Annotated in this window: 26 protein-coding genes, 2 tRNA genes and 1 pseudogene; 23 read left to right on the forward strand and 6 right to left on the reverse strand. The window is 31.0% G+C overall.

Going from position 1 to position 22,773, the window contains the following annotated elements:
• Positions 1-794 (forward strand): annotated as a pseudogene (locus Q0649_RS03885) (aminopeptidase); the annotation flags it as partial.
• Between the two features lie 234 nt (positions 795-1,028).
• Here the strand turns inward: Q0649_RS03885 and Q0649_RS03890 are convergent.
• Positions 1,029-1,862 (reverse strand): PHP domain-containing protein, encoded by an 834-nt coding sequence (locus Q0649_RS03890; RefSeq protein WP_298837623.1) that lies wholly within the window; start codon positions 1,860-1,862, stop codon positions 1,029-1,031.
• Positions 1,863-2,185: 323 nt separating this feature from the next.
• On the opposite strand from Q0649_RS03890, the gene Q0649_RS03895 reads away from it, so the two are divergent.
• From Q0649_RS03895 to folK, 3 genes are read left to right on the forward strand one after another with little or no spacing between them, the layout of a single operon-like run.
• Positions 2,186-2,644 carry an HD domain-containing protein gene (locus Q0649_RS03895; protein ID WP_298837626.1) on the forward strand — a complete coding sequence of 153 codons (459 nt, stop codon included), beginning with the start codon at positions 2,186-2,188 and terminating at the stop codon, positions 2,642-2,644.
• A gap of 41 nt (positions 2,645-2,685) precedes the next feature.
• Positions 2,686-3,492 carry a dihydropteroate synthase gene (folP, locus tag Q0649_RS03900; RefSeq protein ID WP_298837629.1) on the forward strand — a complete coding sequence of 269 codons (807 nt, stop codon included), beginning with the start codon at positions 2,686-2,688 and terminating at the stop codon, positions 3,490-3,492.
• A 40-nt stretch (positions 3,493-3,532) separates the two neighbouring features.
• The gene (gene folK, locus Q0649_RS03905) at positions 3,533-4,348 is read left to right on the forward strand and encodes a 2-amino-4-hydroxy-6-hydroxymethyldihydropteridine diphosphokinase (protein ID WP_298837632.1); all 816 of its coding nucleotides are present in this window, start codon (positions 3,533-3,535) and stop codon (positions 4,346-4,348) included.
• 51 nt (positions 4,349-4,399) lie between these two features.
• Here folK and Q0649_RS03910 read toward each other — a convergent pair whose 3' ends face one another.
• From Q0649_RS03910 to Q0649_RS03915, 3 genes are all read right to left on the reverse strand, one after another.
• A complete protein-coding gene (locus Q0649_RS03910) occupies positions 4,400-5,296 on the reverse strand; it encodes a lactate dehydrogenase (protein ID WP_367179342.1) in 897 nt (298 codons plus the stop codon).
• Between the two features lie 9 nt (positions 5,297-5,305).
• A complete protein-coding gene (locus Q0649_RS23015) occupies positions 5,306-5,644 on the reverse strand; it encodes a hypothetical protein (RefSeq protein WP_367179343.1) in 339 nt (112 codons plus the stop codon).
• A gap of 114 nt (positions 5,645-5,758) precedes the next feature.
• On the reverse strand, positions 5,759-6,280 hold the full coding sequence (locus tag Q0649_RS03915; RefSeq protein WP_298837634.1) for a DUF4883 family protein: 522 nt from the start codon (positions 6,278-6,280) through the stop codon (positions 5,759-5,761).
• A 172-nt stretch (positions 6,281-6,452) separates the two neighbouring features.
• Here Q0649_RS03915 and Q0649_RS03920 point away from each other — a divergent pair, with 172 nt between their 5' ends.
• From Q0649_RS03920 to Q0649_RS03940, 5 genes are all read left to right on the forward strand, one after another.
• A complete protein-coding gene (locus Q0649_RS03920; protein ID WP_298837637.1) occupies positions 6,453-6,959 on the forward strand; it encodes an N-acetylmuramoyl-L-alanine amidase in 507 nt (168 codons plus the stop codon).
• A gap of 107 nt (positions 6,960-7,066) precedes the next feature.
• Entirely contained in the window at positions 7,067-7,606 is a 540-nt protein-coding gene (locus Q0649_RS03925; protein WP_298837639.1) for a ferritin, read from the forward strand.
• A gap of 169 nt (positions 7,607-7,775) precedes the next feature.
• A complete protein-coding gene (locus tag Q0649_RS03930; RefSeq protein WP_298837642.1) occupies positions 7,776-9,452 on the forward strand; it encodes a 2-oxoacid:acceptor oxidoreductase subunit alpha in 1,677 nt (558 codons plus the stop codon).
• A gap of 1 nt (position 9,453) precedes the next feature.
• On the forward strand, positions 9,454-10,305 hold the full coding sequence (locus Q0649_RS03935) for a thiamine pyrophosphate-dependent enzyme (protein ID WP_298837644.1): 852 nt from the start codon (positions 9,454-9,456) through the stop codon (positions 10,303-10,305).
• Positions 10,306-10,461: 156 nt separating this feature from the next.
• A complete protein-coding gene (locus tag Q0649_RS03940; protein WP_298837647.1) occupies positions 10,462-10,740 on the forward strand; it encodes a hypothetical protein in 279 nt (92 codons plus the stop codon).
• Between the two features lie 109 nt (positions 10,741-10,849).
• Here Q0649_RS03940 and Q0649_RS03945 read toward each other — a convergent pair whose 3' ends face one another.
• Positions 10,850-11,908, reverse strand: coding sequence for a hypothetical protein (locus tag Q0649_RS03945; protein ID WP_298837649.1), 1,059 nt, complete (start codon positions 11,906-11,908; stop codon positions 10,850-10,852).
• Between the two features lie 292 nt (positions 11,909-12,200).
• Positions 12,201-12,287: transfer RNA gene (locus Q0649_RS03950), tRNA-Leu, on the reverse strand.
• Positions 12,288-12,643: 356 nt separating this feature from the next.
• Here Q0649_RS03950 and polA point away from each other — a divergent pair.
• From polA to mreD, 14 genes are all read left to right on the forward strand, one after another.
• A complete protein-coding gene (gene polA, locus Q0649_RS03955; RefSeq protein WP_298837652.1) occupies positions 12,644-15,259 on the forward strand; it encodes a DNA polymerase I in 2,616 nt (871 codons plus the stop codon).
• A 78-nt stretch (positions 15,260-15,337) separates the two neighbouring features.
• Positions 15,338-15,946, forward strand: coding sequence for a dephospho-CoA kinase (gene coaE / locus Q0649_RS03960; protein ID WP_298837655.1), 609 nt, complete (start codon positions 15,338-15,340; stop codon positions 15,944-15,946).
• Positions 15,943-16,503 carry a lytic transglycosylase domain-containing protein gene (locus Q0649_RS03965; RefSeq protein ID WP_298837658.1) on the forward strand — a complete coding sequence of 187 codons (561 nt, stop codon included), beginning with the start codon at positions 15,943-15,945 and terminating at the stop codon, positions 16,501-16,503. The genes coaE and Q0649_RS03965 overlap by 4 nt, the downstream gene beginning before the upstream one ends.
• Positions 16,504-16,519: 16 nt before the next feature.
• Positions 16,520-16,648 carry a hypothetical protein gene (locus tag Q0649_RS03970; protein WP_298837660.1) on the forward strand — a complete coding sequence of 43 codons (129 nt, stop codon included), beginning with the start codon at positions 16,520-16,522 and terminating at the stop codon, positions 16,646-16,648.
• Positions 16,614-16,695 (forward strand) — tRNA-Leu (locus tag Q0649_RS03975). The genes Q0649_RS03970 and Q0649_RS03975 overlap by 35 nt, the downstream gene beginning before the upstream one ends.
• A 200-nt stretch (positions 16,696-16,895) precedes the next feature.
• On the forward strand, positions 16,896-17,021 hold the full coding sequence (locus Q0649_RS03980; RefSeq protein WP_298837663.1) for a hypothetical protein: 126 nt from the start codon (positions 16,896-16,898) through the stop codon (positions 17,019-17,021).
• 115 nt (positions 17,022-17,136) lie between these two features.
• Positions 17,137-17,658 carry a hypothetical protein gene (locus tag Q0649_RS03985; protein ID WP_298837666.1) on the forward strand — a complete coding sequence of 174 codons (522 nt, stop codon included), beginning with the start codon at positions 17,137-17,139 and terminating at the stop codon, positions 17,656-17,658.
• A 165-nt stretch (positions 17,659-17,823) separates the two neighbouring features.
• The gene (locus Q0649_RS03990; protein WP_298837668.1) at positions 17,824-18,552 is read left to right on the forward strand and encodes a hypothetical protein; all 729 of its coding nucleotides are present in this window, start codon (positions 17,824-17,826) and stop codon (positions 18,550-18,552) included.
• A gap of 302 nt (positions 18,553-18,854) precedes the next feature.
• A complete protein-coding gene (locus Q0649_RS03995) occupies positions 18,855-19,070 on the forward strand; it encodes a DUF4321 domain-containing protein (RefSeq protein ID WP_298837900.1) in 216 nt (71 codons plus the stop codon).
• 10 nt (positions 19,071-19,080) lie between these two features.
• Positions 19,081-19,656, forward strand: coding sequence for a Maf-like protein (locus Q0649_RS04000; protein WP_298837671.1), 576 nt, complete (start codon positions 19,081-19,083; stop codon positions 19,654-19,656).
• Positions 19,657-19,667: 11 nt separating this feature from the next.
• Positions 19,668-20,354, forward strand: a complete 687-nt coding sequence (gene radC / locus Q0649_RS04005) for a DNA repair protein RadC (RefSeq protein ID WP_298837674.1) — start codon at positions 19,668-19,670, stop codon at positions 20,352-20,354.
• A gap of 20 nt (positions 20,355-20,374) precedes the next feature.
• A complete protein-coding gene (locus Q0649_RS04010; RefSeq protein ID WP_298837677.1) occupies positions 20,375-21,382 on the forward strand; it encodes a rod shape-determining protein in 1,008 nt (335 codons plus the stop codon).
• 2 nt (positions 21,383-21,384) lie between these two features.
• The gene (gene mreC / locus Q0649_RS04015; RefSeq protein ID WP_298837679.1) at positions 21,385-22,236 is read left to right on the forward strand and encodes a rod shape-determining protein MreC; all 852 of its coding nucleotides are present in this window, start codon (positions 21,385-21,387) and stop codon (positions 22,234-22,236) included.
• 10 nt (positions 22,237-22,246) lie between these two features.
• Positions 22,247-22,738 carry a rod shape-determining protein MreD gene (gene mreD, locus Q0649_RS04020; RefSeq protein WP_298837682.1) on the forward strand — a complete coding sequence of 164 codons (492 nt, stop codon included), beginning with the start codon at positions 22,247-22,249 and terminating at the stop codon, positions 22,736-22,738.
• Positions 22,739-22,773 lie beyond the last annotated feature (35 nt).

Here is a 22,773-nt window from a genome sequence, read left to right on the forward strand (position 1 = left end):
TGGGAAGTATACCAATAAAAGATAAAGATGCTAAAAATAGAGTAAAGTTAAATATATTAAAACTTTTGAATAATAAATATGGTATAGATGAAGAAGATTTTGTATCATCAGAATTAGAGGTAGTACCTGCAGGACGTGCTAGAAATTATGGTTTAGATAGTAGTATGGTTATGGCTTATGGACATGATGATAGAGTTTGTGCTTATACTTCATATGAAGCGCTAATGAATATGAATCAAACAGACAAAACATGTATAGTTTTGCTTGTTGATAAAGAAGAAGTTGGAAGTATTGGTGCAACTGGAATGCAATCTAAATTCTTTGAAAATACAGTAGCTGAAGTTGTTAATTTACTGGGGGAATATAGTGAGTTAAAAGTACGAAGGGCACTTGCAAATTCAAAAATGTTATCTTCAGATGTAACGGCTGCATATGATCCAACATTCCCATCGGTTATGGAAAAACGTAATTCTGCATATTTTGGAAAAGGTATAGTTTTAAATAAATATACTGGAGCTCGTGGGAAAAGTGGATGCAATGATGCAAATCCAGAGTTTATTGCTGAGCTTAGGGGTATTATGGAAAAGCATAATATAACATGGCAGACATCAGAACTTGGAAAAGTGGATCAAGGTGGTGGAGGTACTATAGCTTATATACTAGCAGAGTATGGTATGCAGGTTATAGATTCAGGAGTTGCTCTTCATAATATGCATGCACCATGGGAAATTGCAAGTAAAGCAGATATCTATGAAGCTTGCAGAGCTTATGAAGCATTTTTAATAGAAGCATAAAATAAGAAAGTATATATTATTAGAACTGCATTCACTTCGCTTAGTAATTCTAAGTTGATTTTATTAAAAAATACTAAAAAGTATAAACTCGCTAGCGCTCAAACATGTACTTTTCTTAACGTATTTTCCATAAAATCATCTAAGAATTACTAACGCTTGATCAAATGTAGTTTACGTAATATATACTTTCTTTGCCTTTCTAAATGAAAAAAGGAGATGTGAAAACATCTCCTTTTATGAGTCTAATGCATTTACAAAGATAGCTAGTTCTTCATGACTTAATGAAACTGAGCCAACAAGGCCATGACCTGTGTCAGATGTTGAAATTCCATGAAAATCTGAACCAGCAGTAACAAATTTGTTGTATTCTTTAGCTTTTACTTTTAGAAGCGATTTCTGTTTTTTTGTGTTTACCGGATAAATTGCTTCGATGCCATCGAAATCAAAGCCTAGCATTTCATCTATAGAAGTTTTTTTGATTAAAACTGGGTGTGCAAGTACAACCAATGCGTTAACTTTCTTTAATAAACTTATACCATCAGCAGTTGGAACTTTTTTAATGTGCACATATGCAGGACTATCATTTGAAAGAAAAGTGTCAAATATATATTTCCAATCATATTTGTATCCAGCATCTATAATTGCCTTAGCTATATGTGGCCTTGCTATTACACCTTTTGCTTGATCTAGAACCTTCTGGTAATCTAACTTTATATTGAAAAACGTATCTAGATTTTCCACTATTTTTCTACCTCTAAATACTCTAAAATCATCTATATTTTTTAAAAAATTTTGAAATTCTAAATTTTTATATTCATCGTCTTTAAAATATCCTAGAACGTGGATGCTTTCATTATTATGAACTGTAGATAATTCTATACCAGGTATTACCCTTATATTATTATTTATACCTTCTTTAATTCCTTCCTCGACATTTAAAGTAGTGTCATGATCGGTTATTGCAATAATATCTAAACCATTTAAAGAAGCTTCATGAATTAATTCCTTAGGACTCAGTTTTCCATCAGATGCATTTGTATGAAGATGGAAATCACCTCTGTTGTACATATAATCACCTCGAATGTATTGTTTAACATAGTACCATTTTACCTAATCTTTATGTATATGAAAAGGGGTTTATGATAAATAATAATTATTATTAGTTATATAAGATACAGTGTTTGTATTATTATAAAATATTATAGCCATTTTCAATATTTTAATACTAATGATTTTGTACAAATTATTTGATATAATAGGTAATTATAAGCGAATAGGAGAGAGGTTATGTTTTTGATGATAGATACATACAGAAATATAAAGGGTAGTGCTACTCTAAAGGGGTGGAAATCATAAATAACAATTTAACAGATGACAAAGTAAATCTTATTATGAAAAATAATATTTTTCGGTATAACTTAAGCAAAATCGAAAAATCAGAAATAAACAGGAAATACTGCAAACATAATATGAAACACTTTTTAGATGTGGCAAGACTTATGTATATAATTAGTTTGGAAAATAATTTTAATATACCGAAATACATAATTTATGCAACTGCACTTTTGCATGATATAGGTAGAGGGGAACAATATGAAAATGGTATTGCCCATAATATCGCGAGTGTGCTAATTGCTAAAAAAATATTAAAGCAATGTGAATATGGTGACAAAGAAATAGATGAGATTTTAGAAGCTATAGGAAACCATAGGAAAGATACTGAGAATTTTGAAAGTTTGAGTAATTTATTATATAAATGTGATAAACTTTCAAGGGATTGTGTCAATTGCGAGGCAAGTGTCGGCTGTAAATGGCCTTTAGATAAGAGAAATTTGAGGATGAATTATTAAAATCAAATAAATAGTAAATAATATTTTTCAGGGGGAAATTTATGATAATAGGAAACAAAGAGTTTGAACTAGGCAAAAGGACTTACATAATGGGGATTTTAAATGTTACGCCGGATTCATTTTCAGATGGGGGCAAATTTAATGATATCAGCTCAGCTATAGAGCGTGCTAAGGTAATGGTTGCAGAGGGAGTAGATATTATTGATATTGGTGGAGAATCGACTAGGCCAGGTCATGAAAATATTAGTTGCGATGAAGAAATTAAAAGAGTAATCCCTATTATAAGAGAATTAAAAAAGCAACTGGATATTCCTATTTCTGTGGACACATACAAGGGGAAAGTTGCAGAACTTGCAATAAAGGCTGGGGCAGACATGATAAATGATATATGGGGGTTTAAGAAGGACCCCTATATTGCAGTAGTTGCAGCTAAGTATAATGTGCCTTGCTGCTTGATGCATAATAGAGAAAATAGAATCTACGACAATTTAATGGAAGATATATTGAAGGATTTAGGCGAAAGTATAATTATTGCTTTAGATGCAGGTGTAAAGAGAGAAAATATTATTTTAGACCCAGGTATTGGTTTTGCAAAAAGTTATGAGGATAATTTAAAAACTATGAATAATCTAGAAGAGCTAAATAGATTAGGGTTTCCCGTGCTTCTTGGAACATCAAGAAAATCTATGCTAGGAATTGCACAAGGATTGGACACTAGTGAGAGGCTTGAGGGAACACTCGCAACTACAGCTATAGGGATAATGAAGGGCTGCAAATTTATAAGAGTGCATGATATAAAAGATAATAAAAGGGTTTGTGTTTTAACAGATGCGATATGTAAAAGTTAGATAAGAATTTGTTTGCGAGATAAATAAAGGGGATAATATTATGGACAAAATGTACATAAAAGATTTAGAAGTCTACGCTCATCATGGAGTTTTTCAAGAGGAAAAGGTGTTAGGACAACGGTTTTTAATTTCTATAGAGTTGTTTTTAAGTTTAAGAGAGGCAGGAATATCTGATGACATAACAAAAACTGTTCATTATGGAGAGCTTTGTCATAAAGTTGAAGAGGAATTTAAAAAAGAAAACTATGATTTAATAGAGAAAGCTACAGAGAAAGTAGCTGAATTCATACTATTAAATTATGAATTAGTTCAAAGAGTAAAGGTTAAGATAAAGAAACCTTGGGCTCCGATTGGACGTCCACTTCTTTATGCAGCGGTAGAAATAGACAGAAAATGGCATACTGCATATATTGGTGTAGGTGGAAATATGGGTGATAGGGAGAAAAATGTAAAAGATGCTTTAGAGTTTATAAACAATTCTTGTTATACACAAATAACAAAAACATCTAAATTTTATAATACGAGAGCTGTGGGATATGTAGATCAAGAAGACTTCTTAAATTGTGCTATTGAAGTGAAAACACTTTTAACTCCACTTGAGCTTATAAGATTTTTGTTATCTATTGAAAAGAAACTAAAAAGAGAAAGAGTTATAAGATGGGGTCCTAGAACAGTTGATCTAGATGTGTTATTATTTGATGATGTAATTAGTTCAACAGAAGAAATAATATTGCCTCATCCAAGAATGCATGAGAGAATGTTTGTAATAGAGCCAATGTGTGATATAGCACCATATGTTATGCATCCAGTTTTGAATAGAACTATGATTCAAATTAAAGAGGAAATAAAAGCCTAGTAGTCTTTTATTTCCTCTTTAAAATTATTTTTAATACTTATTCAAATTAAATTATTTAAATTCACTAAGAAGTTTATAGGTAAGCTTTAGTTTGTTTAGGAGTGTTTCATTTAAATCTAGAGTCTCAAGCTGAATACCAGAAGGTAGAAGCCTATTTCTACAGCCCATAAAAGTACCTCCAATAAATGTAGCACTATAATGCCACTGAAAATTAATAGTAGCAAGTAGTGACAAGGTACCAGAAGAAAGAGCCGGTACAATGTATGGTTTAAAACCTGTAGAGTGCACTTGAGCGGTGGCGGTTTTAGTACTATGGGTTAATGCGTCAGAAAGCAATTCATTGTAGTGTGTGATGCTATCAGCGATGATAAGACCCTCTCCATGTGGTCCAAAAGCTCTGCCTTCATGAATATAGTGCTTTGTGGAATCTTGCTGTGAAGCATAGTAGCAAGCTCTTGCATTCATGACACCAAGGCCATAACCTCTAATTTGTTCAGGTGCCAAACCATTATAGTCAACATTTCCATAATTATCTTTATTGCTTTCTACAAATGCTTTTTTGCAAAGCAAATCTACGGGATCAGATACTACAGCAAATATACCCTTAAAGTTATTATTACGCGCAAGTGTAGCGAAGTGTCCAATGATTTTAGCGTTACCTTCAAACTGTGCAAGGATAACATCATTAACTTCCTTTTGTACCGCATAATTACCAACGGAGACACAAAATACAAACATATCGCAGTCAAAGATCTCACTCTCTTTTAAAGAGATTACTTTAATAGAACTTTCTTTCATATCAGGTGAGAGAATTTGGTTAAGTTCATAATTGTAACGTTTAATGCGATTTTGATCACTATCATAAAGTCCTAAACTACAAATGTTTTTGACACCTAAAAGCCGTAAACCTGTAAGCAAGGTGCCACCAACATCGCCTAGACCAATCACATTTATTCTCTATTTTTTAGGAGGGTTATATGTTAATACATCTTGCCAACTGGGATATTTTGTGTTAAGAGAAGTAACACGATTATCGTTAATAGCAAGTTTTAGCCAGTGTGGCACGTTAATAATAGAAGTTGTAGGTTTTACAAGTAAATCAAGATTTTCATCTTTTAAAAATAAAAAATTCTCATGTGAGACAGAAAAACTTCGCCTAGAATATTCAGGGTTAAGTTTGTTAAGAGCAAAAATCATTCCCTTATATTTTTCTGCTTCACGCTGGGTTGTAGAATTTAAATTGTAATATTTGACCTTAGATATTAATAACTTTTCTCTTAAAATATAATAAAACATGTAAATTACCTCTTTTTGATTAGTAGAAAAATTTAACAGCTAATTACTTAGTCATATATCATCATTATAAACTCTTTAAGTAGTACATACAATTTTTATAAAGGAGCAAATACTTTATTTAGGTATAAGGTATTTGCATAGACCATAAAGGTTATAAGCTTTGAACATTTTACTTGTATCAATGTAATCCATATTGTAATCACCATCCCAAGGATATATGGAAATATACCTTTCGTTATAGATATTTAATACGTATTTATTTTTACTAAAGGTTAAAAATATTTTATACAATGGTTTAGCTGGTAAGTTTGTCGGTTTATTTATGAAGCTAGCATTAGTTAATGAATTAAAGAAATTGATGAATGTTTTTAATTCATCTTTTGAAAAATCTTTTTTCTTATAAAAATTCATATATAGAGCATAAAGTTCCTTAGGTGGTTCTAGAGATAAGTCTTTCATTAATAACTTAGTATAATAATAATTACTTGGTTTATTTTTGGTGAAAATATTTTTATTAAAATTATATTTACATCCGAAGAGGGTTAAGGAAAAGGAAATACACACTATTAATAAAATACATTTCTTTATATTAAATTTCAAATAATCACATCCTTCAATTATATCCAATAAATACATTGCTTAATTATCTTTATTAAAGACATTATGAAAACACATTGTTTATAGCCTTATAAATAAAATATGTTGGATAATTATGTTTTAGTACACAAAATGGATACATAAGCATATCCTAGAATATGATTTAAAAATTACCCTAAAATCAAATAAAAAAGTAGAGGGGGATATCACTTTGAAATATGGCATTGATATTGGGCATAATTGCCCACCATCAGATATGGGGTATGTTGGTATAAGAAAAGAAGATGATTTAAACAAAGAGGTTGGCATTAAGGTAATGATAAAGCTTAAAGAACTTAATCATGAGGTGGTGTACTGCACTCCTAGTCCTGATTCTAGTCTAAGTAATTCACTTTACCTAAGAGTAAATAAGGCAAATGAAGAAAATGTAGATTTATATGTGTCTATTCATTTTAATGGAGGAAGTGGACACGGAGCAGAGGTATTTGCAATATCAGAGTCTGGGAAAAAAATAGCTAAAAGAGTTGTAGATGAGATTGCAGAACTAGGATATGTAAATAGGGGAGTAAAGGATGGAAGCTTTTTGTATTTATTAAAAAACACCCAAATGCCTGCAATACTTGTGGAAGCTGGATTCGTAGATTCTAAAGATGATATGGAAAGATATAATGCAGAAAACATAGCGAATGCTATTGTAAATGGAATAACTATGTTTTAGAAAGAAAGATTCTTATTTTAATGACTTAACATGATAACAATAAATATCAGAATAATTGTTCTTATTATAAGTATATTGAATATATTAAATTGAAAGAAGGCGATTAAATGTTTTTAACCAAAGCAACATTAAATTTGTTAAATGAACAAATATCTCATGAATTTAATAACCATACTATTTATAGGAACATACAAGCGTATTTTTCTAACTTAGATTTGGAGGGTTGGGCATCATTTTTTGGTGTTCAGGCAGAAGGTGAGTATGATCACTATAAACATATTATAAGTTATTTAGATGATAAGAATGCTCCTTATGAAATAAATGTATTACCTTATTCAGATTACCAATTCAAAGATATTAAAGAAATACTTGAAAAATATTATGCTACGGAGTTAATAACGACTAAGATGCTTTATGCAATTGTAGAACAAGCGAGAGCAGAAGATGATCAAGGTACAATAGGCTGGTTATATACTATGCCAGTATCTGAAGGTGGTTTATCATTGATACAAGAGCAGATTGAAGAGGAAGATTCGGCATTAAGCTTGCAATCAGAGTTTATGCAGGGTTTTGGTAAGAGTGATCAATTAAATCAACAGTGGATACGAATAGTAAATGAAAATTTGATCCATAGACTTTCAGAATAAAGATAAAATTAGTATATTTGTAGTAAAACTATAATATTAGATGAGGGATAGAAAGAGGTAAGGATATGAAACACATGATAAAGGTGTCTATTCTTCTTTCTATCTTTTATTTATTGTTTTCTATTAATTTTCAAATTTTATTAAATAAGAATATAAAGGAGCTGAACATATGATTTACAATATACTGATTGGTGGAGCAGCAGGTCAGGGGATGGAAACTCTTGCAATAATACTTGAAAAACTTTTGAAAAAGAAAGGATTTAAAATTTTTACTTTGCAGGATTATATGTCCAGGGTTAGAGGGGGGCATAATTTTTTTCAGATTCGTTTTGGAGATGAAGAAATAAGCTCACACTGTAATGAGATAGATGGCATTATTGCTTTAAATAAAGAAACCATTGAAATTCATGTAGATGAACTAAAAGACACAGGTTTTATTATTGCCGATGAAGCTCTAGACTATAAAGATGATAGATTGTATAATCTACCATTAAAATCACTTGCGAAAAACATAGGGAATCCTAAAGTTTTTGGAAATGTGGCGTTGGGGGCACTACTTAAACTTTTTAATTTAGATTTAAGTTTTGTAGAAGGTCTATTAAAAGAAATATTTAAGGATGAGGTTGCAGTCCAAAATTTTGTTGCTTTTGAAGCTGGATATAAAGAGGTTTCATCTAAATATGATTTAAAGGCAAACGAAAAGGATCAAAGTATATTAATTAATGGTAATGATGCTATTGCTTTAGGAGCTTTAGCTGCAGGATGCACGTTTTACTCAGCTTACCCTATGACACCGTCAACTACTATAATGGATTATCTTGCTTCAAAAATGAAGGAAGCAGAAATAGTTGTTGAACAGGCTGAAGATGAAATAGCTGCAATAAATATGGCTATTGGGGCTTCTTATGCTGGAGTACGAGCAATGACAGGCACATCTGGTGGCGGATATGCTTTGATGGTAGAAGCTATAGGTTTGTCAAGTATGTTAGAAGTACCATTGGTTGTTGCTGAAATACAAAGACCTGGTCCTACAACAGGGTTACCAACAAGAACTGAGCAAGCAGATCTTAAGTTTGTTATATCAGGAACTCCGGGAGAACTTCCCAAAATGGTAATAGGTTTAAGAGATCCGCAGGACTGTTTTTATCAGACTATGAGAGCCTTTAATTTAGCAGATAAATACCAAATTCCAGTAATAATTCTAGGTGATCAGTTTTTAGCTGATAGTCTTAAAACAATAAGTCCATTTGATTTTAAGAAAATTAAAATTGAAAGACACCTGAGTGAGGATGAGTACAATGGAGACAAGATATATAATAGGTATGAAGTAACAAAATCTGGAGTCTCGCCTAGAATAACTCCAGGTAGAATAGCAGGTAAAACTGTTTTAGTGGATAGTGATGAGCATGATGAAACTGGTCATATAACAGAATCAGCAGAGGTAAGAGTTATTATGAATGATAAAAGATTAAGAAAAATGGAATCTATAAAGGAAGACTTATTAGAACCTGAATATATTGGGCAAGAGGATATAGATACTCTATTAATTGGGTGGGGATCATTATATGGACCAATTAAGGAGGCAATTAAACTTTTAAATGATAAGGGCAAAGAAAAATATGGTGCTTTAGTGTTTGGAGATGTATGGCCATTACCTGATAGTTTGCTTAAACAGAAAACTCTAAAGGCTAAAAGAGTAATAAATGTAGAGCAAAATGCAACAGGACAACTTGCATTACTTATAAGAGAAAATACCGGAATACAAATGGATGATAGTTATTTAAGATATGATGGAAGACCAATAGCCTCCGAAGATATAGTTAAAAATATAAAGGGGGTTTTATAATATGGTTGATTGCAGTATTATTACCTCAGAAACAGCATGGTGTCCAGGATGTGGAGATAGAAACATACTTTTAACATTAAAGGAAACACTTATTGAACTTGGGAAGAAACCTCATGAGGTATTAATCGTAGGAGGAATTGGGCAAGCAGCGAAAACTGCTCAGTATATAAATACAAATGGTTTCTGTGGACTTCATGGAAGGGCTCTACCGCCAGCAATTGCTGCTAAAATTGTTAATAAGGCAATGACTGTAATTGTAAATACAGGAGAAGGCGACGCTTATGGTGAAGGTGGAAATCATTTTATTCATAATGTCAGGCGTAATGTAGATATAACTCATTTTGTTCATAATAATCAAATTTATGGTTTAACAAAAGGCCAGGCTTCACCAACTTCAGACATAGGACATGTAACTAACGTGCAACCCTTCGGTTCCAATAATATACCACTGAACCCTGTTTTACTTGCAATTACACTTGGAGCAGGCTTTGTAGCAAGGGCATTTAGTAATGATAAGGAATCACTAAAAGAAATAATGCTGCAAGCAATAAATCATAAAGGATATGCACTTGTAGACATTCTTCAACCTTGTGTAAGTTTTAATAAAATTAATACGCATAAGTGGTATAAAGATCGGATATATATGCTTGATGACACCTATGATCCAACCAATAAATTAAAAGCAATGGAGAAGGCCATGGAGTGGGGAGATAAAATTCCAGTTGGAATATTATATAAAGAAGAAAAACCTCATTTTACTGATAAATTAGATTTTTTAAGAGATGGTAAACCACTAGTAGATAAAGACATTGATTTAGATAAAATTAGTGGGTTTATGAATGAATTTAAGTAGTGATGTTATTTGTGAAACAATGGTTCTAGAAATATTTTAATATAAAAAAGGATACAAAGATTAGGATATCTAATTTATTTGTGTCCTTTCTTATGTCTAAATAAGTTTAGAATATAACAATATGGTACATACTTTCTATATAAAGAGGGTGTATCGATGGATTTAACAAATAATGAAAAATTAGAATTAATAAACAGCATTGAGGTTTTAAAATGTGCAGATGGGTTTAACGAAAAAGCATTTGCTTTTACATATGATAATAATAAAAATAGAAAAATACTTTACGAATTAGGCATGACTGAGGAAGAAGTGAATTTTGAATGTAGAGGATGTGGTGTTTTGGATTTAATAAATATTGGACTTAGATATGCTAAAGCATTTAGTAAGGATAAGGGATTTTATTCAGATACCAATACTAATTATGAGTTTTTTTAATTCATATAAAAAGAAAAAAGTAGGCACAAGACAGTAAATCCCATTTTAATACAATAAAGTAAAAATGGAATTACTATTTTATGCCTATTATTATGCATTCAACATAAGATTAGTTTAACTTTAATATAGTAATTGAAGCACTTACTGAAGTGTTAGGTGATGGTGCAAGCCTATTCTCAAGATTAACTGATCCACCGCTATTATTTACAATAGAAATGGTTGAGGATGCTGCGAGTGTTATAACCGCTTCACCAAAAATTTGGGAATTAGAACTTCTTCCAGTGTAGCTTAATTGCTTAGTTACTGCACTATTTACTGCTATTGACCAGGTACTTCCACCACCTGTACCTACTGATACTTCAAAGCTAATAAGATAAACACCTGCATTTAAAGTGATTTTAGAACCAGGTGCAGTAAATGATATAGGTGCTCCTGATGTTGCAGGGCCATCAAAAATCACTGCTGAAGTATTAGCTACAGACTGAGCACTAGCTGAGTAAATATATGCTGCAGCAGACAAACCTCCTCCAGTTGCACCAGTTACTCCGGTATTGCCGGTTGCACCAGTAGTTCCTGTTACACCAGTTACTCCAGTAGCTCCTGTAGAATCAATTCTGAATATAGTTGCAGTACCAATAGGTCCAGTTATACCTACCAATAATATACTAATGAGACCGTTTGAATTATTAACAAATCCGAAAGTGTCCCCTGCTGTTGCGGGATAAGAAATAAGAGAACCATTTAACGTTGGGTTTGTTGCTGTGATGGATATACCTGCAATAAATGTCTCAGCAGGAAATTTTACTAAATCAATTTGTATAGATGTTGTGGATGGATTTGGAGTGACCGAAAATTTCCAGTCTATTGTATAAATTCCTGTTGTTTTAATTGTAAACAAACCTGTTTCTGAATCGTAACTGTAATCAGGTCCTAAAATATTTATAGTATCATAATAAATAATACCACCAACTGGAATTGATTCTTTATTTGTTGTTATTACAGCATTTAAAAATCCTGTATTTCCAGTTACACCCGTTACTCCAGTACCACCAGTTGCTGTTGTATTTATTACAAAATTATTATTTGGTTCATTCAATGAAGACGACCTCCTTGATTTTAGTTTAAACTTGTCCAATATTATAGATAAAAGATTATTAAATTCACTCATAAATAAACTTCCTAACTTAGTAAAGTATATTTTCATATTTATACAATACTAGAATCTCTTAGCAGTTTAAGTATTATAAACTGCTACTATATCTTATTCGCATAGAGATATCTGGCTACATATAATTCCAATCGCTTTGTTAGGAGAATATTTACAGGAAAAGTTACTTTAATATTGATAGGCTGTAGTCATAAAAATTTGATTTAGTTGTTGCAAATATTGTTGCAAAACAATAAAAAGACTGTATCAATTAGCTTTAAAACTAAGTGATACAGTCTTTCTTTAAAATGTATGGTGCCGGAGGCGGGAATCGAACCCGCACGGTATTGCTACCACTGGATTTTGAGTCCAGCGCGTCTGCCAGTTCCACCACTTCGGCATGTCTGACAAAAAATATTTTACCATATATTTATGAACAATGCAATAGGTATTTGTATATTTAGTATAAATTAAGCATAAAGTAACATATATTGAGGTATTAATATATTTCAGATGCTCTTTTTGTTTTTTTAATTATAATAAAGTTAGTTACTTTTAGGGTATATTATTGTTATAATACAATAGAAATTGTTTTACTTATGTTAAGGAAAAGTTTATTTTAAGAAGTCATCTTAATGTTATAATAGAAGAGATGTTCGTATTAACAAGTTGATATTTTTATTTGGAAAGTATATTATAAAACGAATATAGTGTTACTTATAAGGTTATTATCATAGTAGAAAGAAGGGATTTAAAATGTCTAAGGAAAGACTGTTAATTTTAGATGGTCATAGTCTTATGTATAGAGCTTTTTATGCATTACCAGCCCTAACAAATTCAGATGGGATATACACTAATGCAGTTTATGGCTTTACATCTATGCTTTTAAAGATGAAAGAGGAGTTTGAGCCTGATTATATTGTTACAACATTTGATAGGAAGGCACCTACTTTTCGTCATGAAGAATATAAAGATTATAAGGCAGGTAGAAAAAAAATGCCTGATGAACTACAGGGACAGTTTGCTCTAGTTAGGGAACTTTTAGAGAAAATGGCTATAGATATTTTTGAATTAGATGGTTTTGAAGCGGATGATTTAATAGGTACATTATCAGTATTTGCAGAGAAACAAGGACTTGAAGTCTTTATAATAACAGGAGACCGGGATGCACTCCAGCTTGCAACGGATAATGTAAAGATAGTAATAAATAAAAAAGGAATGTCTGAAAAAGAGATATATGATAGAAACCGTATAATCACGGACTTCGGAGTAACTCCAACAGAATTTATAGATGTAAAAGGACTAATGGGAGATGCTTCTGATAATATACCAGGTGTTCCAGGAATAGGTGAAAAAACTGCATATAAGCTTATCAAAGAATATAAGAGTATAGAAAATCTTCTTATGAATATTGATAAGGTTAGTGGCAAAAAGCTTGTTGAAAATTTAAATACCTATAGTGAACAGGCAATTTTCAGTAAAAAGTTAGCCACAATTATTACTTGTGTGCCTATGGAAATGGATCTAAATTCAATTAAATCAAAAGAAAATTATGATGTTCGTGCTGTAAAAGATTTATTTTATAAATTACAGTTTAAGTCATTAATAGACAGAATATCTGTAGATGATGACTCTGCCGAGGAAATATTCTCTGCAGATTATGAAGTAATAGATAAGTTGAAGGAACTTTCAGAGCTTACCTTTGAAATTAAAGATACCATATATATAATTTTTGATATAGCGGATACAAATATTTTTTCTAAAATGTGTCTTAATAACATATACATTAATTATAAAGAAAAAAATTATCTTATTAAGCTTGATGATTTATTTAAAGAAGATGAGGAAGAAACTATAAGTTGTTTAAAAACTATACTTGAGAGTAATGATATTAAAAAGGTCAGCCATGCTGTAAAAAATGCATATACTGCACTTAATAAAAAAGGTATAAAACTACATGGCATAAAATTTGATACAGAACTTGCGGCGTATCTGTTAGACTCTGCAAAAAAAGAATATAGCCTAGAAACACTTATGGATACCAATCTTAGAATTAGTATTACCGGAGCTGGACATGAAAAGGAAATTAATAAAGTAGCATTACTAAAGGGGCTTTATGAGATATTAGAGCCTAAAATTAAAGAGTATGAAATGGAAAAACTGCTATATGAGGTTGAGCAACCATTAACAGAGGCTATATCATATATGGAGGCTGAAGGATTCACAGTAGATAGAGCAAATTTAGAAGAACTAGGAGTTAAATTTTCTGCAGATATAGCGAAACTTGAAAGTACTATTTTTGTTTTAGCTGGAGAAGAATTTAATATAAAATCACCAAAACAATTAGGGAAAATATTATTTGAAAAATTAGATTTGCCTGTTATAAAAAAGACAAAAACAGGATATTCAACTAATGCAGAGGTTTTAGAGGCACTAGTAGAAAAGCACCCTATTATTGCAGAAGTTACAAAGTATAGACAAGTAACAAAAATTTTTTCTACATACATTGAGGGTTTAAAAGCAGTAATTGACACAGATTCTAGAATACATTCAAACTTTATGCAAACAGTCACAACGACGGGAAGGTTATCTAGTACAGAACCTAATTTGCAAAATATTCCTATAAGACATGAAATGGGTAGGGCAATTAGGAAAGCATTTATACCACACAATGATCAGTGTGTTATATTATCTGCAGATTATTCACAAATAGAGCTTCGAGTACTCGCACATATTGCTGGAGATGATAATTTAATTCAAGCGTTCATTGATCATAGTGATATTCATACTAAAACAGCATCTGAGGTATTCAACGTTCCTATGAATGAGGTTACAAAACTTATGAGAAGTAATGCAAAAGCCGTAAATTTTGGTATAGTATATGGTATTGGTGAATTTAGTTTGGCTAATGATTTAAATATATCAAGGAAAGAAGCTAAAACATATATAGAAACTTATTTTGAAAGATACCCGAATGTTAAAAAATACATGAAGGATATAGTTATTGAGGCGCAGGAAAATAATAGTGTAACTACAATTATGAATAGACGTAGATTTATACCAGAAATAAATTCAGCAAACAAAATTGTAAAGGCTGCAGGTATAAGACTTGCGATGAATACACCTATACAAGGAAGTGCTGCGGATATTATAAAACTTGCTATGGTTAATGTATTTGATAAATTAAAGGAAGAGGGATTAAAAAGTACTTTAATTCTACAGGTACATGATGAATTGATATTAAATGTATATAGGGATGAACAAAAGCAAGTTGAATTTTTAGTTAAGGATCAGATGGAGAATGTTGTTAAACTTTTAGTTCCACTAGAAGTGGAAATTAGCATCGGGGAAACATGGTATGAGGCTAAGTAGTTGAGATTATTAGGCGATATTTAAGCCTATAATCTAATGTATTCAATTTTTAGTTATAAAAAAGTAGGGGAGAAGATAATGCTAAAGGTTGGAATAACAGGTGGTATTGGTAGTGGTAAGAGTACTGTAACCAATATGTTAAAAGATGATGGGTTTACCATTATCGATGCAGATATTGTAGCTAGAGAGGTTTTTATAATATATCCGGAGATAATGGGTAAAATCAAAAGTGAATTTGGATATGGTTATTTCGATAATGAAGGTAAACTTAACAGAAAAAAATTCGGAAATTATATATTTAAAAGTGAGTTACGTAGAAAAAAACTTGAAAGTATAATGATACCTTTTATAACAAAAGAAATACATCACAGAATAAAGATGTGTGAAGAAGATAACTGTAAGTTATGTTTTCTAGATGCACCTACTTTAATAGAGAATAATCTCAATACCAGTATGGATATAACTATTTTAGTATGGGTATGTAGTGATGTTCAAATACAAAGGGTTATGCTTCGTGATGAGTTAAATTTAGAGAACACAATGGATAGATTAAAAGCTCAAATGCCAATAGACGAAAAGAGAAAATATGCTGATTTTATTATTGATAATGGAAGAAGCGTTGAAGACACAAAGTTGCAGCTAGATTTAATTATCGCACAGCTCGAAAGGTTAGATGTGAAGTTATGAAAATTTCAAAAATTGTAAAATTATTAATATTAATTTTATTGGTTATCATAGTATTAAATATAAAAAGTATTTTAAAAAATTTTTACCCAATAAAGTATGAAAATCAAATAGTTACATATTCGAAGCGATATAATGTAGATCCATATTTGGTAGCTGCTGTAATAAGAACAGAGAGCAATTTCGATGAAAAGGCTATTTCTCATACTGGAGCTTATGGATTAATGCAGATAATGCCTGATACTGCACTGTGGATTGCTGGAAATATGAAATTGAAAAATTTTAATACTGAAAAATCATTTGATTCCGAAATTAATATTGCTATGGGATGTTGGTATCTTGATGATCTAAATAGCGAATTTAATGGAGATTTAGAATTGGTGCTTGCTGCTTACAATGGTGGACGTGGAAATGTTAAAAAGTGGCTTCAAAATAAAAAGTATTCTACTGATGGTAAAACACTTAATAATATACCATTTGGAGAAACTGATAAATATGTTAAAAAAGTAAAAATAAATTATCGCATTTATTCAAAGCTGTATAATAATGAGATTAAGTAAAAGTATATAAAAACTATTGACAAATTGTACAGAAATAATATATAATAAATCTTGTAGTTATTGGTCTAGCGATGCTACAAGATTTAATCCTTTACAATGGAATATTGTTTGCGATAGTGGCGGAATGGCAGACGCGCACGTTTAAGGGACGTGTGGGAGACCATATGGGTTCAAGTCCCATCTGTCGCACCAAGTTAAATTAATTAGTATCAGCACTTTAAGAGTGTTGATATTTTTTTATTTGAACAAGAAATGCCAAAACTTACAACACGTCTATTAGGAGTTTATTCTAGTAGACGTGTTGTAAGTTTTAATTTGGTAAACTTAAAGTATAAAAGAATGAATTATAAAATGAAATAAGGAAAAACTAACATCTGAAAGAGGTGTTGTTTATGAAAAATAAAAATAGTAATGTTAATAAAAATCAAGATAAATCTAATAAAAGTAAAGAAGAGAACCCTGTAGTTATTAATGGTGATACTAATATGAGAAAGCCTGTACGAGGATTAAGTAAATAGTGGCATAAAGAGGATGTAAGTACATCCTCTTTATTTTTTTTGTAAAACTAGTATCAAACTCTTACATTTAGCATAAATTGTTAATGTATTAATAATATTGAATGGGAGGGTAATTATGAATATAGAAGACAACAATAGTGAAGATATAGACATGATTGAAGAATATGAAATGGTTCCATTACAATCTATGATGTACGGATATGACCAAATGAATATGATGTCAAATGTGGGAATGCCCATGGGATCTATTCCGGATGTAAATTTTAATATGGGAATGAATCAATACAGGGGAATAAATCCATGGATGGGTACAGGTCAATTTAATTATGCTAGGTCAATGAATGAATTTAATCAATCCTGTAGAATGTATAGAAATGAAAATATGGAAGATGATAGGGACGAAAATAGTGAACTGGGTTATAGTGATAAGTATCAGGATTCAAATCAATATGATAGACCTAGTATGACCTCTTCACCTAATCTTCAAGTAAGTGAGGTAGATTCTATCGTTGAGAAAATTGAAAGGTATAATCCTGCAATTTTAAGGCGTTTGACTAGGAACGGAAATCCTTATGTAGAAGCAAGAGAAATAGTTACAAAAATTGTTAAAGTATCTCTTATGTACAAGGATGAATAGAAAATAATCCTTATTTAACATAAAAACAAAATTCATTTTTACAATAACCCTATAAATTTATAGGGTTATTGTAATTATATTATGTATATTTGTTTTTTTATTCTAAAATAAACTTTTGAATAATAATATTATAAATAAGGACTTATTAAGTTAGGGGATGTTAAAGTGAGATATACAAGGTACAATTACAAACCACCTAAGAAAAATAACAATTTTATAATTGTTATTACATTAACATTAATAGTTGCTATTGCTTTGGGCACTGTTTTTTCAAAACTTCTACCTAATAATAGTAAAATAGCGAGCGCAGATAATAAAAGCACTAAGGTAAGTTTGTTAAAGGATACAAAAACAAATAAAGTTAGTGTGGATGTTTCTAAAGATACAACTCAAGATAGTAGTAAAGAGTATGTAGCATTACAATGTGGCGTGTTTACCAAAATGGCAACTGCATTGGCACTAAAAAATAGTTTAGCTGACTATGGTACACCATTTATTGTTGTGGAAGATAAGTTAAATAAAGTTATACTTGGTGTATATCCTAAAGGTGGAGCTGATAACATTATTAAGCAGCTTACGGCAAAAAAAATAATTTATGCAAAAATTAATTTTAAGCTACAGGGTAATGATTTAACAAGCGCGCAAACTAATGAAATGATTAGTGCGGATATTAAAATATTAAATAAGCTTTCGGAGAAAAATACTAAGGCATATACAACTGCAGAATTAAAAAAATGGGTGGGTGCATTAGGCGGTGCAGATAAGACAAATAAAAGTTACGCCTCAATGACTACGATAAAATCATATTTAACGACACTTCCAAAAGTATTAGAAAAAGACAAAGCAGAGGATGGATATATATATATATATAAATTTATAAAGAAACAGATATAATTGCAAATTTATATGTTTATTTTACATACTAATTAGATTATATATCATTAAAATGATTAGAAATGGTAAAAACAGTGAAAATACAAATAGAGTATTAAATCTATTTGTATTTTTTTACGTTGGATTAATGGTGTAAAATGTATTGATTATATTAAAATAAATATAAATTTTTTTTGAATAATAATTTAATGCACTTGTGTATGAATTTATTAAATGTTAAAATGTATAAGATATATAAGTAAGGTGGGAGGTACAATTTGAAAAGCGCAGAAAGAAAAAATCCATATTTTGTTTTTTTTATAATGATAGGAGCTATTTCTGGAAGTTGCATAGGTGAGCTATTAGGAGACAACGTGGTGGCACTTAAATTTTTGAAGAGTACATACACCATAGGTACAAGTAATCCTATGCTTATAGATTTTAAAGTCTTTGCAGTAACTTTCGGTATAAATTTTAATATAAGTATTATGACTATTATAGGCATTATTTTGGCAATAATATTATATAGAAAATATTAGGAGTGATGTAGTGGATATTATTTTAGCTTCTGCCTCGCCGCGAAGGGCTGAACTTTTAAAAAAAATAACTAGTAATTTTGAGATAATGGAAAGCGACTTTGAAGAAAGTGACATATTATTTTCTGGAAATTGTGGGGACTACGTTATGACCTTAGCAAAAGGTAAGGCTATAGCTATTTGTAATAGCGTGAAAAAACCTGCTATTATAATAGGTTGCGATACTGTTGTTTACTTTAAGGGTAAAGTGCTTGGAAAACCTAAAGATATTTATGAGGCTTTTAAAATGCTTAGCGATTTAAGTAACAATACACATGAGGTATATACAGGCATTGCGGTAATAAATGCTCAGACTCAGGAAATTAATACTGATTATGTTTGTACAAAAGTAAAATTTTCAAAGTTATCAGACAAAGAAATAAATAATTACATAGAATCAAAAGAGCCATTAGACATGGCTGGAGCTTATGCAATACAAGGAGGAGCATCTTTATTTGTTCAAGAAATAGAGGGCTGTTACTATAGTGTAGTGGGGTTGCCAGTGAATAAATTATATTATATGTTAAGGGAAATGGGGGTCAATCTATAAGGGAGTTGTTTATGGGTATGACGTTCAAAATCATGGATTTGCCTCAAAATGAAAGACCAAGGGAAAAATTGTTAAGATATGGTGCTGAAAATTTATCAAACAATGAACTATTAGCTATAATACTTAGAATAGGATCAAAAAATGAAAATATTATAAGTCTTTGTAGTAGAATAATAGCTGAGTGTGGCGGACTAAATGGACTTTTCAGTTCAAGTGCAGAGGAATTTATGAATTTAAAAGGTGTTGGTAAAGCCAAAGCTACACAACTTTTAGCACTTATAGAAATTTCAAAAAGATTTAGAAGCTATAAATCAGGAGAAGAATATAAAATTACATCACCAAAAGATGTTGCACAGTACCTTATGGAGGAAATGAGATACCTAAAAAAGGAATATCTTAAATTGGTAATGCTAAACACAAAAAATGTAATTATTAGTATAAAAGATATCTCAATTGGTAATTTGAATACTTCAATAGTTCATCCAAGAGAAGTTTTTTACGAAGCTATTAAAAAGTGTAGTGCGTCCGTTGTTATTTGTCACAATCACCCGTCAGGAGACCCAACTCCTAGTAAAGAAGACATAAACATTACTATAAGACTTAAAGAATGTGGCAAATTATTGGGAATAGAGCTGCTTGATCATATAATTATTGGTAACGGAGTTTATACGAGTTTAAAAGAAAAAGGAATGCTTTAGATATGAGAGGAGAAATTATAATGGGAATATTCGGAACGTCTCGTGATATGGGAATAGATTTAGGAACAGCAAATACATTAGTTTACTTGAAGGGGAAAGGAATTGTATTAAGAGAACCTTCGGTTGTAGCTATAAATATAAATACTAATAAAGTTCTAGCCGTTGGTGAAGAAGCTAAACAAATGATAGGTAGAACTCCAGGTAACATAGTTGCTATACGTCCTATGAAAGATGGAGTAATTGCAGATTTTGATATTACTGAAAAAATGCTTAGACATTTTATAAGTAAAGTTAGTCCAAAAGGATTTACAAGTCCAAGAATTGTAGTTGGATATCCATCTGGCGTAACTGAGGTTGAAAAAAGAGCAATAGAGGGAGCAACTAAAAGTGCCGGAGCAAGAGATGCATATTTAATGGAAGAACCATTTGCAGCAGCCATTGGAGCAGGACTTCCTGTAAATGAGCCAACTGGAAGTATGATAGTGGATATTGGTGGAGGAACTACAGAGGTTGCCATAATATCACTTGGTGGAATTGTAACGTGCAAATCGTTAAGAGTTGCAGGTGATGAATTCGATCAATCTATAATAGCTTTTGTTAAGAAACAATATAGTCTTATGATAGGTGAGAGAACTGCAGAAAATATTAAAATGGAACTTGGGTCAGTATATGAACAAGAAGATGATGATATGAGTATGGAGATAACAGGAAGAGATCTAATAACAGGACTTCCAAAAGTTATAGAGGTAACACAAAAGGAAGTAAGAGAAGCACTAAGTGAGCCAGTTCAATCGATAATTGAAGCAATAATAACAACCCTTGAAAAAACCCCACCAGAGCTTGCATCAGATATAATGGAAAAAGGAATTATGTTAACTGGTGGAGGAGCGCTTCTAAAAGGAATAGATGCACTTATCAACAGGGAAACACATATGCCTGTACACATAGCTGAAAACCCACTTGATTGTGTTGCTATAGGAGCAGGAAAAGCTCTCGATAATATAGATGTTATGAGTAAAAGAAGGTAAATATGAGATTTTTAAAAAATAAACTGGCAGTAGTTATTATATTACTGTCAGTTACCTTTTTATCACTAATAGGTTATAGTGTAAACCGAGAGAAAATGTCTTTTGTGGAAAATGGTGTTGGGGTAACAATAAATTCAGTACAAGGTGTGTTTTTTAATGGCTTTTTTAAAATAAAAAATTCTTTTAAGTTTATAACTAACATTTCAAATGTTAAGAAGGAAAATGAAGAACTTAAGAAGACTAACAGTGAGTTACAATCCAAAGCACTAGAATATACTGCCTCAATAAAGGAAAATGAGAGATTAAGGCAAATGTATAAATTTTCAACTAAAAATGCTCAATATAATTATGTAGGTGCTGATATAAATGGGTTATGTGGTAATAGTTTTTCAGATGGATTTACAATAAACAAGGGTGAAAATAAAGGCATAAAAAAAGGAATGGTTGCTATAACCGGGGATGGACTTGTAGGACAAGTTACATCAGTGGGTGATAATTGGTCAATAGTACAGTGTTTATCTAATGAAAATATCGCAGTGGCTGGGCTTGTTGATAAAACAAGAGATAATAATGGTATTGTCAAAGGATATACAGATGCTAAAAATAAATCGCTTGCACAAATACAACGTCTTTCTTTAGATTCAAAAATAAAGAAAGGTGATGTAATAATGACATCTGGACTTGGACGAATATATCCAGCCGGAATAAGAATTGGAAGTGTCCTAAGTGTGCATGAGGATAAGGGTGAAGTAATGAAGAGTGCCATAATAAAACCATATGTAGATTTTTCGAAAATAGAAGAAGTTTTTATTGTCGTACCAAAAGATACAACAGCTGGAGAAATAAAATATTAGGGGTTGGATTATGAAGAGGATATTAACAATAGTGCTTTTATGTATTCTATTTCTAATATTAGATAATACTTTAATGCCTTTACTTAAGATAAATGGTGCATATCCAAGCCTATTATTTGTATTTGCATTGTGCTACTCTATTGTTAGTTCTCCAAGGGACGCAATAATAATTGGAGTTTTCACTGGTGCACTTCAGGATGTGTATTTTTTTAATGCGTTTGGAATCAATATGTTAAGCAATATGCTTATGTGTTTTGTAGCTGCATATATAGGTAAAAGTATATTTCTTGAAAAATCTTTTTTCCCAATAATATCATCTTTTGTGTTAAGTTTAGTAAAGGGTTTAATAGTATTTTCTCTATTGTTTTTTATAAAACAAAATATGTATATGGGAGTAATAATATATCAAGCAATATACAATTTGGTAGTTTCTATTTTTATGTATAAATTTGCATACAAACTATCCCAGAAGCAATATATGAAGCGGGAGTGGAAGTTTTAACAAAAGTATTTCTAAATTATTATTAAAAGGTCGAT

The organism is uncultured Clostridium sp. (assembly GCF_937920395.1).
In the GTDB taxonomy this organism is placed as follows: Bacteria; Bacillota; Clostridia; order Clostridiales; family Clostridiaceae; genus Clostridium_AD.